Origin of the sequence: Nocardioides sp. (assembly GCF_025965415.1) — a bacterium.
Classification (GTDB): Bacteria; Actinomycetota; Actinomycetes; order Propionibacteriales; family Nocardioidaceae; genus Nocardioides.
Map to the genome: position 1 here is coordinate 1 of NZ_JAOPWY010000192.1, position 13,362 is coordinate 13,362.

Here is a 13,362-nt window from a genome sequence, read left to right on the forward strand (position 1 = left end):
GTCGTCGACGCGTCCGCGGGCCGCGGCTGCGGCGCGCTCGAGTCCGTCGACGCGGGCACCGATGTCAGAGCTCCTGGTGACCAGCTTCTTGGCCCCTTCGAGCAACGACGTCATGACTCCCTCACGGCACTGGGTGGACTTGTTCGGACCCCAACACTAGGGGGCGGTGTCGTCGTGCTCCGAACCCTGGGCCGCGTGGGTTGCGGCATAGCGCAGGTCGTCGACCTTGCGGGCGGCGGCGCGGAGCCGCTCGGGCGCCTCCGGCGAGATCTCGAGGCTGTCGAGCAGCTCGGTGTAGCGACGGCGCTCGGAGTCGAGCAGGTCGCTCACGGAGGCCTCGAGCTGGAGGCGCGCACGCTCGGCGAGGGAGCGGACGGCCTGGTCGCCGAAGACGGCCTCGAGCAGCTTCTGGCCCAGCACCGCGGAACCACCGGCGATGCCCGCCTCGGCGCCGGTGACGCCGGCGGTGTGGGCGAAGACGACCACCATCAGAGCGACGGACAGGCCGTTGACGCCGAAGGCGAGGAACCGCGCGGTCGAGCGCTTGTCGGCGCCCTCGGTGCGGACCATCTCGAGAACGTCGGACTGCCAGTCGCGCACCGCTCGCTCGGCCCGGCGGCGGAAGTCGCGCGACGCCCGGCCGAGGTCCTCGCCGGCGTCGCGGAGCAGGATCTGGCCGGCCGCGGTGCCCCGCCACGACGCCTCCGCGCGCTCGGCCGCGGCCTCGGCGTGCTCGAGGACCAGCGTCTCGAGGCCCGACTCGACGGCGACGGTGACCCGCTCGGCCTGCTGCGGCTTGCCCTTGACGGCGTTGACGACGCGGTCCCGGAGCCAGCCGACCTTGGTCTCCAGCGACTTGAGCAGCTCGCCGGTGCCGACGAACTCCTGCCAGCGGGCCAGCACCTCGCCGCGCAGCAGGGTGCCGTCGGCGGAGGCCTCACCGATCGCGGTGACCGCCCGGTCGTAGGCCTCGTTGGCGTCCTCGCGCAGCCGGCGTACGGCGTCGGTCTGCTCGGTGGCGGCGTCGGCGACGCTGTGGGTGCGGCGCGCCAGCGTGCGGATGGCGCCGTCGAGGGTCTGCTGGACGACTGCGCCGCGTGCCTCCTGGTCGTCGGCGAGGGCCTGCAGCCACTGCCGGATCTCGATCACGGCGGAGGACTGCAGCAGCCCCATCTCGGAGACCGGGCCCTCCTCGACGGTGAAGAGCGGGGAGTCCTTGAGGCCGCGGCTGGCGAGCATCCGGGCGAGGTGGGTCGAGATGGTGTCGACGGCATCGGCGGGCGTGCGGTCGAGCACGATCGCGACCGCGGCGGACCGCTCCGCGGCCTTGCGGAGGAAGTCCCACGGCACCTGGTCGGCGTACCTCGCGGCCGAGGTGACGAACAGCCAGAGGTCGGCGGCGGCGAGCAGCTGCGCGGCGAGGATCCGGTTGCGCTCCTCGACCGAGTCGATGTCGGGGGCGTCGAGGATCGCCAGCCCGGGCGTCATCGCGGGCGAGGCCACGAGCTGCAGGGCCTCGGGGTCGTTGGTCTGCCGGCCGACGCGCTCGAGCTCGGGCAGCAGCCGGTCCTGGCCGAACCACTTCGCGTCGTCGGGGTGGTGCACCAGCACCGGGGACCGCGTGGTCGGGCGCAGCACGCCGGGCGCGGTGACGCGGGTGCCGACGAGGGAGTTGACCAGCGTCGACTTGCCGGCGCCGGTCGAGCCGCCGACCACGGCGAGCAGCGGCGCGTCGAGGGTCATCAGCCGCGGGATGACGTAGTCCTCGAGCTGGTCGACCATCTCGGTGCGCGCCGCACGCAGGTCGTCGGCACCGGGCAGCTCGAGCGGCAGCCGGGTCTCCTGGAGCGCACCTCGCAGCCGCACCAGGGCGGTGACCATCGCCGTGGTGGCATCGGGCGTACGACGGCCGGGGAACGGCGTCTGGTCCGCCTCGGGCTCGCTCATCGGGTCGGCACCACCTGTCCGGGGAAGGAGATGTACGGGCGGATGAGCCGCAGCTGCTCGACGTGCTCCTGGCCGCGGACGCCGAAGTCGTCGGGGGCCGTGCCGCGGAGGTAGCGGTGGTGGAGGTAGCCGAGCTCGATGGCGGCGGCCTGGTACTCGCGCATCCCCCGCTCGGCCTGCGTGCCGCCGTGCTCGCGGGCCCAGCGCCGGGCGTGCCGACGCGCGCGCAGGTCGACCAGCCACGGGATGTCGGTGGCGGGCAGCAGCCCGCGGTCGGCGGCGTCCTGCAGGGCCGCGACGAGCAGCGGCCGCTCGGAGCGGCGGCGGTAGACGGCGAACGCGACCACGCCGACGAAGGCGGGCAACATCAGCGTGCCGTAGACGAGGAAGAAGTGGCCGGTGCCCGACAGGGTCGAGGCGTTCCAGAGCGCGTGCAGCAGGGCCGCGACGGCGAAGCCGGCCAGCGGGGCCAGCGCCCGCAGCCAGAGGCGCCGCGACGTGATCGCCAGACCCACGCCGATGCCGGTGAAGACGGTGAAGAAGGGGTGCGCGAAGGGGCTGATGAGGCAGCGGAGCACGAACGTGCCGGTGAGCGCGGTGGTGCCGCCGGGACCCAGGCCGTCGGTGCCGTCGTAGGCGGCGGCGAGGTAGAGGATGTTCTCGGTGAAGGCGAAGCCGATGCCGACCATGCCGGCGTAGACGATGCCGTCCAGCACGCCGTCGAGCTCGTGGCGCCGCCACCACAGGAGCAGCAGCAAGAAGGCGCCCTTGGTGGCCTCCTCGGTGATCGGTGCGACGACGGCGAGGCTGTCGCGCTCGCTGGCGCCGCCGACCAGGCCGATCCCCTGGAAGACCAGCGCGGCCGCGGTGGCGACGAACGCTCCCCACAGCAGGCCGGCGACCAGGAGGTGGCGGGGCTCGGGCTCGTAGCGGTCGAGCCACATGAAGCAGCCGACGAGGGGGCCGACGGGCACCGCTGCCAGCACGGCCGCGAGGGCGAGGGAGCCCGGTGCCCCGGACAGCCCGACGACCAGGGCCATGGCGAGGCCGCCGAGGAGGACGAGGATGCCCACCACCACGGTGAAGGCGACACTGTCGCGACGTCCTCGGTGCATGGCTCGACCCTAACGGAGCGGGGTGCTCGCCCCCGCCTCCCGCACCCCTACGGGCGGGAGGTCCCGGCCCGCCCACGGCAGGCGCTCGTCGTACAGTGAGCAGGTGAGCGAGCCGACTGCCGAGAACCCCGCCGTGACCACCGCCGAGGACGCTGCCGACCTCAAGACCGAGTCGCACGACCCGGCCGTGCCCGCCGCCTACGCCGCCTTCATGCGCGAGGGCTGGGGCGAGCGGCAGCTGGAGCTGCCGCGCCACTCGGTCGCCGACCGGGCCGCCGCGCGCCGCGCGAAGCTGGCCGTGGCGTTCCCCGGCGAGCGCCTGCTGCTGCCGGCCGGCACCTACAAGGTCCGCGCCAACGACACCGACTACCGCTTCCGTCCCGACACGGCCCACACCTACTTCTCCGGTAACCAGACCTCGGACGCGGTACTGGTGATCGACGACGGCGAGTCGGTGCTCTACGCCCGGCCGCGCTCGGAGCGCGACACCGACGAGTTCTTCCGCGACCGGCAGTACGGCGAGCTGTGGGCGGGGCGACGGCCGTCGGCCCAGGAGATCTCCGACTCGCTCGGGATCGAGGTCCGCCACGTCAAGGACCTGCCGTCCTTCGAGGACGACCGCAAGACCCGCGACCTCACCACCGACCAGGACCTGGGCCGCGTCGCCGACGAGCTCCGGCTGGTCAAGGACGAGTGGGAGGTCGCCGAGCTCCAGGAGGCCTGCGACATCACCACCCTCGGCTTCGAGGACTCGGTGCGCGAGTGGGACCGGGTGCTCGAGTTCGGCGAGCGCTGGATCGAGGGCACCTTCTTCCGCCGCGCCCGCGCGATGGGCAACGACATCGGCTACGACTCGATCTGCGCGGGCGGCTCGCACGCCACGACGCTGCACTGGATCGACAACACCGGCGCGATCGAGCCGGGCAAGCTGGTGCTGCTCGACATGGGCGTCGAGGGCCGCAACCTCTATACCGCCGACGTCACGCGCACGCTCCCGGTCGACGGCACGTTCACGCCGCTGCAGCGCGACCTCTACGACCTGGTGCTCACCGCCCAGCAGAAGGGCATCGAGGCCGTACGCCCCGGCGTCCCGTTCCTCGCCGCGCACACCGCAGCCATGGAGGTGCTCGCCCACGGCCTGTCCGACCTCGGGCTGCTCCCGGTCCCGGCCGAGGAGGCGCTCGACCCCGAGTCGAAGCTCTATGCCCGCTGGACCCTGCACGGCACCTCGCACATGCTCGGCATGGACGTCCACGACTGCGCTCGGACCTCGGTCGACATCTACCCCAAGGGCGACCTCGCCGAGGGCATGGTGCTCACCGTCGAGCCCGGCCTCTACTTCCAGGAGGACGACCTGCTCGTCCCCGAGGAGCTGCGCGGCATCGGCATCCGGATCGAGGACGACATCCTCGTGACGGCCGACGGCAGCACCAACCTCTCGGCCTCCCTCCCCCGCACCTCCGCCGACGTGGAGGAGTGGATGGGGCGGAACCGCGGGTAACGGTGGACTGCCACCACGACGACGCCTTCCGCTGCCGCTCCTGCACGCTGCTGGAGGTCCCGCGGGCCCGCCAGCTGTCCGACAAGGCGGCGCACGCGCGCTCCCTCGTCGACTCACCGGTGTGGCTGCCGACGGTGGCCGGGGCGGAGGCGGGCTTCCGCAACAAGGCGAAGATGGCGGTCGGCGGGACCGTCGACGCCCCGACCCTGGGGATCCTCGACCGCGGCCTCGCCGGGATCGACCTGCGTGACTGCGGCCTGCACTCCCCCGGGCTCACGACGGCCCTGGGCGGGATCGCCGACTGGATCCGCGACGCCGGCCTGCCGCCGTACGACGTGGCGACGCGCAGCGGCGAGCTCAAGCACGTGCTGCTGACCGAGTCGCCCGACGCCGAGCTGATGCTGAGGCTGGTGATGCGGTCGACGGCGCTGGAGGCGCGGGTGCGCTCGCGCCTGCCCGACCTGCTGCGCGCCGTGCCGGGCCTGCGGGTGGTGACGCTCAACGTGCAGCCCGAGCACAAGGCCGTGCTGGAGGGCGAGCGGGAGATCGTGCTGACGCCGGAGTCGACGATGCCGATGCGGCTGGCGACCGGGGTGAGCCTGTGGCTCGGCCCGCAGTCGTTCTTCCAGACCAACACCGCGATCGCCGAGGCGCTCTACGACCAGGCGCGGACCTGGGTCGATGCGCTGCCGGACGTCCGCACGATCTGGGACCTCTACTGCGGGGTCGGCGGGTTCGCGCTGCACCTCGCGGCGCCGGGTCGCGAGGTCGTGGGGGTCGAGGCGTCGGCCGAGGCGATCCGGTCGGCCACGAGCGCGCAGGCGGCCGGCACGGCGTTCGTCGCCGCCGACGCCACCGCGTGGGCGCTCGAGCAGGCGGCCGTCCCCCACCTCGTGCTGGTCAACCCACCCCGGCGTGGCATCGGCACCGAGCTCGCGGGCTGGCTGGAGGCCTCAGGGGTGCAGCACGTCGTCTACTCCTCGTGCAACGCCGAGTCGCTGGCGCGGGACCTGGCACTGATGCCGTCGCTGCGACCGGTCGAGGCGAGGGTGCTCGACATGTTCCCCCACACCACCCACTACGAGGTGCTGGTGCTCCTCACCCGGTGAGGGGATCAGCCGCGGCGGACCTTCGAACCCTTGCCGATGCTGTTCTCCCGGATGACGCCGTCACGGTGGCCGTCGTCGGCCATGAGCACGATCTCGGCCTGGTCCGGGTCCGTCGGCATCTCGAACGTGACGACCCCCACCCCGACCTGCACCCAGCGGGGCGCGCCGATGCACGACGTCGGCAGCGTCATCGTCACCGTGTCGGCCGCCTCGTCGATCCTCGCGCGGAGCCCGCGGCACTCGACGTCACGAGAGGGGCCTCGCCCCAGGACCGCGTGGGTCCGTGAACCCCGCTCCCTCGAGACGTCGACGCCGTAACTCCCCAGCGGCGTCGCGACCCGCGCGAACGCGGAGAAGTAGTCCGTTCGCCGGAGGTCCGCGACGTGGACGGTGATGGCCAGACGCCGGTCTCCGTGGGCGACGACGGTCCGCATGACGTCGGCACTCGTGTCCTCGGGCGCCGGGACGAAGACGTCGTTCCCGCTGTCCGGCTCGACGGTGTACTGCAGCGAGTCGCCGACGGCGTCCTCGGTCACCACCTTCTCGGCGTGGGCCGCAGCGGGGAGCAGCAGGACGGCGGGGACGAGGGCGGCCAGGAGCCGCGCGGCAGGGCGCAGTGACATGCGGCGAACCCTAGTCAGGCGAGCCCTGACGTGTGAGGTGAAGCACGGAATCCGCGGCCCGGAGCATCGGTTGAAATCTGGGTGAGCGCATCCCTGACCGTCCCCGCGACCGTCGGCGACCTGCTGACGCACCGGCGTGCGATCGACCTCGCGCGCACCGAGAGCGCGCTCTGTCGCCTCGGGCGCACCGTCGGCTGAATCCACTGCGTCCTTCGTCCGGTCTCATCCGGGCGGCCCCGAAAGGTTACTTTTTCACTATGGCTACTTCTGTTACGGAGGCGAAGAGGCCCACCGGCCTCAAGCTCCCCTCGTTCGGCGTCCAGGTCCTGATCGGACTGGTCCTCGGCGTGGCCCTCGGGCTCCTTGCCCGCACCATGGGCGCCGACGGCGTCGACGCCACCACCGGCGAGGTCGACCCCAACTGGCTCACCGAGACCCTCAGCACCGTCGGCGGCACGTTCGTGACGCTGCTTCGCGCGGTCGTCCCGCCGCTGGTCTTCCTCGCGATCGTCGCGTCGATCGCCAACCTGCGTGACGTCACCGGTGCCGCACGGCTGGCGTGGAAGACGCTGGCCTGGTTCGCCATCACGGCACTGATCGCCGTCGCGATCGGCATCACGCTCGGCCTGGTGCTGCAGCCGGGGGAGCACACGAGCGTGGCGGCGGAGGCCGCGTCGGCCCCGTCGACGACCGGCTCGTGGCTCGACTTCCTGACCGGCCTGGTCCCCGCCAACGTGCTGGGCCTGGAGGGCTCGGCCGGCGACGACGGCAGCGTCTCGATGTCGTTCAACGTGCTGCAGATCCTGGTCGTCGCGATCGCCACCGGCATCGCCACGCTCAAGGTCGGCGAGGCCGCCGACCCGTTCCTCGGCTTCGTCCGCTCGGCGCTCGCCGTCGTGCAGAAGGTGCTGTGGTGGATCATCCTGCTCGCCCCGATCGCCACGATCGGCCTGCTCGGCAACGCCGTCGCCAGCTATGGCTGGGACGCGCTCGGCTCGCTCGGCACGTTCACCCTGGCCATCTACGCCGGCCTGCTGATCGTCCTGCTCGGCGTCTACCCGGCACTGCTGCGGCTCAACGGCCTGTCGGTGAAGCAGTTCTTCTCCGGTGCGTGGCCCGCGATCTCGCTGGCCTTCGTGTCGCGCTCGTCGGTCGGCACGATGCCGGTCACCGAGTCCGTCACCGAGCGCAACCTCGGCGTCCCGCGCTCCTACGCGTCCTTCGCCGTGCCGCTCGGCGCGACCACCAAGATGGACGGCTGCGCCTCGATCTACCCGGCGATCTCGGCGATCTTCGTCGCGCAGTTCTTCGGCCTCGACCTGTCGATCACCGACTACGTCCTCATCGCGTTCGTCTCGGTCATCGGCTCGGCGGCCACCGCCGGCGTCACCGGCGCCACGGTGATGCTGACGCTGACCCTGTCGACGCTCGGCCTGCCCCTGGAGGGCGTGGGCCTGCTGCTCGCGATCGACCCGATCCTCGACATGGGTCGCACCGCGGTCAACGTCACCGGCCAGGCACTCGTGCCGACGCTCGTGGCCAAGCGCGAGGGCATCCTCGACCAGGCGGCGTACGACGCCCCGCGTGGGCGTGGGGCCTGGCGCGACGAGCCGGCGACCGAGCCGGCCGCGTCGCTCCCCCGGCCGAGCCACGCCTCGGCCTGACCGGCGCCACGACCGGGGGCCGTGCTGGGATACTTTGCGGCACGGCCCCCGTGGCGCAATGGATAGCGCAACGGCCTTCTAATCCGTTGGTTGCAGGTTCGAGTCCTGCCGGGGGCGCCATCCCCAGTCCGTGGCGGAGGCCGCACCGCGACACGCGGCGCCGCCTCCGTCGCGGCGACACCGAACCCCGACAGGATGGGCGCAGGCCCCGCCACGTATGAGGTTGCGGGGCCGAATACTTTCCCGGCGCAGGGTCAGCGCGGCCGAGCGGCGTACGCCTCGATCTCGGCCCCGATCCGCGCCTTGACCTCCTCGGGCGCGAACGACGCGTCGACGGCCGCCCGCGCCAGGTCGGCCACCCCTCGCTCGTCGAGGTCGAGCAGGCCGGCGGCCACCTCGTAGTCGTGGTTGAGGGTGGTGGCGAACATCGGCGGGTCGTCGGAGTTGATCGTCACCGTGACCCCGGCCTCGACGAACGCCCGCAGGGGGTGGTCCTCGATCCGGTCGACCGCCCGGGTCGCGATGTTGGACGTCGGGCAGACCTCGAGGACGACACCGGTGCCGGCGAGGTGCGCCAGCAGCTCGGGGTCCTGCGCGGCCGAGCAGCCGTGGCCGATCCGCTCGGCGCCGAGCAGGCGCAGCGAGTCCCAGACGGTCTCGGGACCCGTGGTCTCGCCGGCGTGCGGGACCGAGCGCAGCCCGGCGGCGCGGGCGGCCTCGAAGTGCGGCGCGAACTGGGCGCGTGGCACCCCGATCTCCGGCCCGCCCAGCCCGAAGCCGACGAGCGCGTCGGTGCGGTGCTCCAGCGCGTACTCCACGGTGGCGTCCGCCGCAGGCAGCCCGGACTCCCCCGGGATGTCGTAGACCCAGCGCAGCACGAGCCCGAAGTCGCGCTCCGCCGCGACCCGGGCGTCCTCGATCGCGTCGGTGTAGTCCTGGATCGCGATGCCGCGCAGCACCGAGGTGTACGGCGTGCAGGTGAGCTCGGCGTAGCGGAGGTTCTGCCCCTCCGCCATCTCGCGCGCCACCTCGTAGGTCAGCAGCCGGATGTCCTCCGGCGTGCGGATCAGATCGACGACCGCGAGGTAGACGTCGATGAAGTGGGCGAAGTCGCGGAAGGTGAAGAACTCCTTGAGTCCCTCGAGGTCGCTGGGGACGCCGGCGTCGGGATGGCGCGCCGCGAGCTCGGAGACGATCCGCGGCGACGCCGACCCGACGTGGTGGACGTGCAGCTCGGCCTTCGGGAGGCCGGCGATGAACGACTGGAGGCTCACGCCGCGCAGTCTCTCAGCCGGGCCTCAGCCGGCCGAACCGACCATCTCCGCGGCGATGTCCTCGATGGTCTGGCCCGTCGCCTTCTCGCCGTCGATGAGCACCGTCGGCGTGGAGTTGACCCCCGCCTTCGAGGCCGCCTCGCCGGCCGCGTCGACCCAGCCCTCGAAGGCCATGTCCTCGATCCCGGGGCGTACGTCGGCCTCGGTGGCACCGGCCTCGACGGCCAGGTCGACGAGGTCGTCCTTGCTCGGGAAGGGGCCCTTCTCGGACGGCTGGTTGTCGAAGAGCAGGTCGTGGAAGGCCTTGGCCACGTCGGGGCCGGCGGCGTCGAGCACGACGGCGAAGGCGTTGGCGGACTCGGGCGAGTAGTCGCTGATGCGCTCGAGGAACGGAAGCGGGCGGTACTCGACGCTGACCTCACCGGCCTCGACCGCCGCGTCGAGCCGGTCGCGCACGGTCTTCTCCAGCTGGCCGCAGAAGGGGCAGAGGAAGTCTTCATAGACCACGACCTGCCTCGGCGCGTCGGCGTCGCCGATCACGACGCCGTAGCTGCCCGAGGCCCCGTTGGGCGGGGTGCTCGGCTTGTCGGACCCCAGGGTGGAGATCAAGAAGTAGCCACCGACGATCAGCACCAGCACGCCGGCGACCAGCCCGAAGCGGGTGAGCTGCTCCTTGCGCCTGGCCGCCTTGCGGCGCTCCTCGGCCTGCTCGCGGGCGCGCTCGGTCCGGGCGCGGCGCGCATCCCGCTTGGCCTGCGTCGCGGCCTTCTCCTCAGCGGTCCTGTGCGAGGTCTTCTTCTGCGCCATCGAGGCTTCCTTCGTCTTCGGTGGTGGGGTCCATCTCGGTCGTTCGGGGGAAGAGGACGGCCTCCAGGGCCAGCCTGGACCGGGGGCGCACGGCGAGCCAGAGGCTCAGGCCCAGCAGTCCGACGTCGCGGGCGATCTCGCCGGGATACTTCGCGGCCGCGTCCGGGATCTCGCCGCCCCCGCCGAAGCAGCCGCAGTCGATCGACAGCCCGCGCGCCCAGGCGCTGGAGATGCCGATGATGAAGGCGACGAACAGCACGGCAGAGACCACCGAGGTGCCGCGCACCATCACGCCCAGCACCAGGCACAGGCCGATCACGACCTCGACCACCGGCAGCAGGTGCCCGACAGCCGGGACGACCGCCTCCGGCAGGAGGTCGTAGGCCCGCACGGCTCGCACGCTGTCGGCGGGGTAGGGCAGCTTGAGCGCGCCCGCCACGATCCACACACCGCCCGTCACCAGGCGTGCGACGAGGCCGAACCAGTCCTTCACATCCCGAAGGGTAGGAGGTGTCCCTGAATCGTGCCTGAGAGAGGGGCGTCCGAGGGGGTCGGTAGTGTGGCCGGTCGTGAGCGACAGACTGGTGTGGATCGACTGTGAGATGACCGGCCTCGACCTCGGCGCGGACGCGCTGATCGAGGTCGCGGCCCTCGTCACGGACTTCGAGCTCAACGTCCTCGGCGAGGGCGTCGACGTGATCATCAAGCCGTCGCAGGAGTCGCTGGACCAGATGGTCGACTTCGTGCGGAGCATGCACGAGAAGTCCGGCCTGCTCGACGAGCTAGCCGGAGGTACGACGCTCGCCGACGCCGAGCAGCAGGTGCTGGCCTACATCCGGGAGCACTGCCCCGACGGGAGCCGGCCGCCGCTGGCCGGCAACACGGTGGCCACCGACCGCGCCTACCTCGCCCGCGACATGCCGGCGCTCGAGTCGTTCCTGCACTACCGGATCGTCGACGTCTCCTCGATCAAGGAGCTCTCGCGCCGCTGGTTCCCCCGCGCCTACTTCGCCGCCCCGACCAAGCGCGGCAACCACCGCGCCCTGGCCGACATCCAGGAGAGCATCGAGGAGCTGCGCTACTACCGCGAGGCCGTCTTCGTGCCCCAGCCCGGTCCCGACAGCACCATGGCCCGGGAGATCGCGGCCCGGCACGGCGGGCAGCTGACCGGGCTCGGCCCGGACGCCACCCCGGACGCCGACCCGAATGCCACCCCGGATGGCACCCCGGATTCAGGGTCCGCGGGCTGATTGCCCTACACTTCTCGTCGTCCTCGCCTCTGCGCGAGCAGACATGGTGGGTATAGCTCAGCTGGTAGAGCGCCGCCTTGTGGTGGCGGATGTCGCGGGTTCAAGTCCCGTTACTCACCCCAACGAGACCGAGCCCCCGACCTGACCAGGTCGGGGGCTCGGTCGTCGTCCGGGCTCAGCCCCCGCCACCCAAGCGCCGGCGCGACGGCAGCTGCAGGGGCACCGGGGTGCCACCGATCGGGTTGGCCTCGGCGACCCGGCCCATCGCGTCGACGATGTTGCGCAGGTTGATGATCAGCGCACCGTAGATCGGCCACTCCGGGGAGCGCTCGGTCGCCCTCAGGTCCTCGGTGAAGGCCTCCAGCCGCTCGCGCACCGCCAGCAGGCCCGCGGGGTCGGCGCCGGCAGCGGCCTGCCCGGCGTCGCCGAGCATCCCGATCCAGGGCCCGGCGAAGGCGTCGCCCCAGGTCTCGCGGTGGGCCCGCTGGCTGCCCAGCGTGCGACACAGGCTGCGCGCCTCCGCCACCGCCTGCTCCATGCGGCGCAGCAGCTCGTGCCACTGCTGGGGGTCCTTCATCGCCCGGGCCGAGCGGCGCGGGTTCATCCGCGCGCTCTCCTGTGCCTGCCGCACCAGCGCCCAGGCCCGGTCGAGGTCCCCGTCGAGGTCGCGGGTGCGGTCGATCCACGCGGTGACGTCCTCGTCCTGGCACCCGTCGCCGAGGCCGCCGGCGATGTCGACCAGCAGCTCACCGATCCTGTCGTCGATGCGGTCCATCGCCCGCGCCGCCGTACGACGCCGCAGCGGGGGCCAGACGATCACGTTGACGAGCAGGCCGACGGCCACGCCGATCGCGGTGTCGAGCAGCCGCGAGACGAGCAGGACGTCGTCGTCGAACCCGGTGGTGAGGACCACCAGACCGGTCGTGGCGATGGTCGTGGCCTCGGCGCCCAGCCAGGGCACCGCGCCGAGGAGGAGGGCGAGGACCAGCAGCAGGGCGATGGCCCCGGTCGTCAGCCCGAGCGTCTCCCCCACCACGGTGGCCAGGAGCACGGCCACCACCGTGGCCGCCACCTGCTGGGTGCCCTTGGAGAAGGTCCGGTAGACGGTCGCATGGACCACGAGCAGGGCGGCCCACGGGGCGAGGAACGGTTGTGGCAGGTCCAGCAGGCTCGAGGCGATCACCCAGGCGGCGACGGCAGCCAGCACGGTCTTGGCGAGCTGGAGGACGTCGTTCCACCAGATCGGATCACCGAGCCGTTCGTCGACGCGCTCCCGCAACCGCCCGCCCATTGTCTCGCTCATCCGCCCGACCCTACGGGCGGTCGGCCCCGACCCACGGATCACGACCCACGGCTCACGCCAGGGAGAGGAACAGCTTCTCCATCTTCTTCACGTCCACGCTGTCGACGCCGTCGCCGGCGACGAGGCACTGCTGCAGCCCGCTCGCGACGATCGCGAAGCCCGCCCGGTCCAGCGCCTTGGACACCGCGGCGAGCTGGGTGACGACGGCCTCGCAGTCGCGGCCCTCCTCGAGGAGCCGCAGCACGCCGGCGAGCTGGCCCTGTGCGCGCTTGATGCGGTTGACGACGGGCGTCATCTGGGTCGGGTCGAGCTCCATCAGGTCTCCTCGGACGGATCGGACAGGGCAGCCAGCGCCGCGGTCAGGCGTTGCTTGGCGTCCGCGGCGACCGAGTCGAGGGCGCCGTCGTCGGCCAACCCCATCATGGCGTCGGGGTCGAAGGCCTCCACGATCGTGGTCGTGGCGTCCAGGGACCGCACGACGACGTTGCAGGGCAGCACGGCGGCGATCGAGGGATCGACCTGGATCGCCTCGTAGGCGAGCGGGGGCCGGCAGGCGCCCAGGATCACCTGGGGCGGCAGGTCGACGCCGAGCTTGGCCTTCATGGTGGCGGCGAGGTCGATCTCGGTGAGGATGCCGAACCCCTGCCTTGCCAGCGCGTCGCGCGTGGCCGCCACTGCGTCGTCGTACGGCATCCGGACGGTCCTGCTCAGCGTGTAGCCCATGGGGTGCTCACTCTCCTCGGTGGAATACCCCCTAGGGTATCTTCAC

The 13,362-nt window shown here is 72.3% G+C and carries 13 protein-coding genes and 2 tRNA genes; 6 read left to right on the top strand and 9 right to left on the bottom strand.

Annotated elements, in window-relative coordinates; all coding sequences use genetic code 11:
- Positions 1–156: 156 nt before the first annotated feature.
- Complete coding sequence (locus tag JWN97_RS20300; protein ID WP_297627368.1) at positions 157–1,947, bottom strand: GTPase domain-containing protein; 1,791 nt, start codon at positions 1,945–1,947, stop codon at positions 157–159.
- Positions 1,944–3,062 (bottom strand): PrsW family intramembrane metalloprotease, encoded by a 1,119-nt coding sequence (locus JWN97_RS20305; RefSeq protein ID WP_297627371.1) that lies wholly within the window; start codon positions 3,060–3,062, stop codon positions 1,944–1,946. Before JWN97_RS20305 ends, JWN97_RS20300 begins: the two co-directional genes overlap by 4 nt.
- Before the next feature lie 103 nt (positions 3,063–3,165).
- Between JWN97_RS20305 and JWN97_RS20310 the strand changes: the two genes are divergently transcribed.
- Together JWN97_RS20310 and JWN97_RS20315 are read left to right on the top strand one after the other, a co-directional pair.
- Positions 3,166–4,563 carry an aminopeptidase P family protein gene (locus JWN97_RS20310; RefSeq protein ID WP_297627375.1) on the top strand — a complete coding sequence of 466 codons (1,398 nt, stop codon included), beginning with the start codon at positions 3,166–3,168 and terminating at the stop codon, positions 4,561–4,563.
- 2 nt (positions 4,564–4,565) lie between these two features.
- Positions 4,566–5,672 (top strand): methyltransferase domain-containing protein, encoded by a 1,107-nt coding sequence (locus JWN97_RS20315; protein WP_297627378.1) that lies wholly within the window; start codon positions 4,566–4,568, stop codon positions 5,670–5,672.
- Positions 5,673–5,677: 5 nt separating this feature from the next.
- On the opposite strand, the gene JWN97_RS20320 is transcribed toward JWN97_RS20315, so the two are convergent.
- Positions 5,678–6,295, bottom strand: a complete 618-nt coding sequence (locus tag JWN97_RS20320) for a hypothetical protein (RefSeq protein ID WP_297627381.1) — start codon at positions 6,293–6,295, stop codon at positions 5,678–5,680.
- Positions 6,296–6,552: 257 nt separating this feature from the next.
- On the opposite strand from JWN97_RS20320, the gene JWN97_RS20325 reads away from it, so the two are divergent.
- On the top strand, positions 6,553–7,959 hold the full coding sequence (locus JWN97_RS20325; protein WP_297627391.1) for a dicarboxylate/amino acid:cation symporter: 1,407 nt from the start codon (positions 6,553–6,555) through the stop codon (positions 7,957–7,959).
- Between the two features lie 44 nt (positions 7,960–8,003).
- Positions 8,004–8,079 (top strand) — tRNA-Arg (locus JWN97_RS20330).
- A 134-nt stretch (positions 8,080–8,213) separates the two neighbouring features.
- Here the strand turns inward: JWN97_RS20330 and JWN97_RS20335 are convergent.
- From JWN97_RS20335 to JWN97_RS20345, 3 genes are read right to left on the bottom strand one after another with little or no spacing between them, the layout of a single operon-like run.
- Positions 8,214–9,233, bottom strand: a complete 1,020-nt coding sequence (locus tag JWN97_RS20335) for an adenosine deaminase (RefSeq protein WP_297627394.1) — start codon at positions 9,231–9,233, stop codon at positions 8,214–8,216.
- Positions 9,234–9,257: 24 nt separating this feature from the next.
- A complete protein-coding gene (locus JWN97_RS20340; protein ID WP_297627396.1) occupies positions 9,258–10,040 on the bottom strand; it encodes a thioredoxin domain-containing protein in 783 nt (260 codons plus the stop codon).
- Positions 10,006–10,533, bottom strand: a complete 528-nt coding sequence (locus JWN97_RS20345; protein ID WP_297627400.1) for a MauE/DoxX family redox-associated membrane protein — start codon at positions 10,531–10,533, stop codon at positions 10,006–10,008. Before JWN97_RS20345 ends, JWN97_RS20340 begins: the two co-directional genes overlap by 35 nt.
- Before the next feature lie 76 nt (positions 10,534–10,609).
- Between JWN97_RS20345 and orn the strand changes: the two genes are divergently transcribed.
- A complete protein-coding gene (gene orn / locus JWN97_RS20350) occupies positions 10,610–11,290 on the top strand; it encodes an oligoribonuclease (protein WP_297627403.1) in 681 nt (226 codons plus the stop codon).
- 46 nt (positions 11,291–11,336) lie between these two features.
- Positions 11,337–11,412 (top strand) — tRNA-His (locus JWN97_RS20355).
- Between the two features lie 53 nt (positions 11,413–11,465).
- On the opposite strand, the gene JWN97_RS20360 is transcribed toward JWN97_RS20355, so the two are convergent.
- The 3 genes from JWN97_RS20360 to JWN97_RS20370 are packed head-to-tail and all read right to left on the bottom strand — an operon-like array spanning position 11,466 to position 13,316.
- A complete protein-coding gene (locus JWN97_RS20360; protein ID WP_297627407.1) occupies positions 11,466–12,593 on the bottom strand; it encodes an aromatic acid exporter family protein in 1,128 nt (375 codons plus the stop codon).
- A gap of 52 nt (positions 12,594–12,645) precedes the next feature.
- Positions 12,646–12,909 (bottom strand): metal-sensitive transcriptional regulator, encoded by a 264-nt coding sequence (locus JWN97_RS20365; RefSeq protein WP_297627410.1) that lies wholly within the window; start codon positions 12,907–12,909, stop codon positions 12,646–12,648.
- Positions 12,909–13,316: a DUF302 domain-containing protein gene (locus JWN97_RS20370; protein WP_297627413.1), complete on the bottom strand. Its 408-nt coding sequence runs from the start codon at positions 13,314–13,316 to the stop codon at positions 12,909–12,911. Before JWN97_RS20370 ends, JWN97_RS20365 begins: the two co-directional genes overlap by 1 nt.
- Between the last annotated feature and the right edge of the window lie 46 nt (positions 13,317–13,362).

Coding starts and splice junctions, on each gene's coding strand:
- JWN97_RS20300 (WP_297627368.1), bottom strand. CDS start 1,947: ATGAGCGAGCCCGAGGCGGACCAGACGCCGTTCCCCGGCCGTCGTACG.
- JWN97_RS20305 (WP_297627371.1), bottom strand. CDS start 3,062: ATGCACCGAGGACGTCGCGACAGTGTCGCCTTCACCGTGGTGGTGGGC.
- JWN97_RS20320 (WP_297627381.1), bottom strand. CDS start 6,295: ATGTCACTGCGCCCTGCCGCGCGGCTCCTGGCCGCCCTCGTCCCCGCC.
- JWN97_RS20325 (WP_297627391.1), top strand. CDS start 6,553: ATGGCTACTTCTGTTACGGAGGCGAAGAGGCCCACCGGCCTCAAGCTC.
- JWN97_RS20340 (WP_297627396.1), bottom strand. CDS start 10,040: ATGGCGCAGAAGAAGACCTCGCACAGGACCGCTGAGGAGAAGGCCGCG.
- JWN97_RS20360 (WP_297627407.1), bottom strand. CDS start 12,593: ATGAGCGAGACAATGGGCGGGCGGTTGCGGGAGCGCGTCGACGAACGG.
- JWN97_RS20365 (WP_297627410.1), bottom strand. CDS start 12,909: ATGGAGCTCGACCCGACCCAGATGACGCCCGTCGTCAACCGCATCAAG.
- JWN97_RS20370 (WP_297627413.1), bottom strand. CDS start 13,316: ATGGGCTACACGCTGAGCAGGACCGTCCGGATGCCGTACGACGACGCA.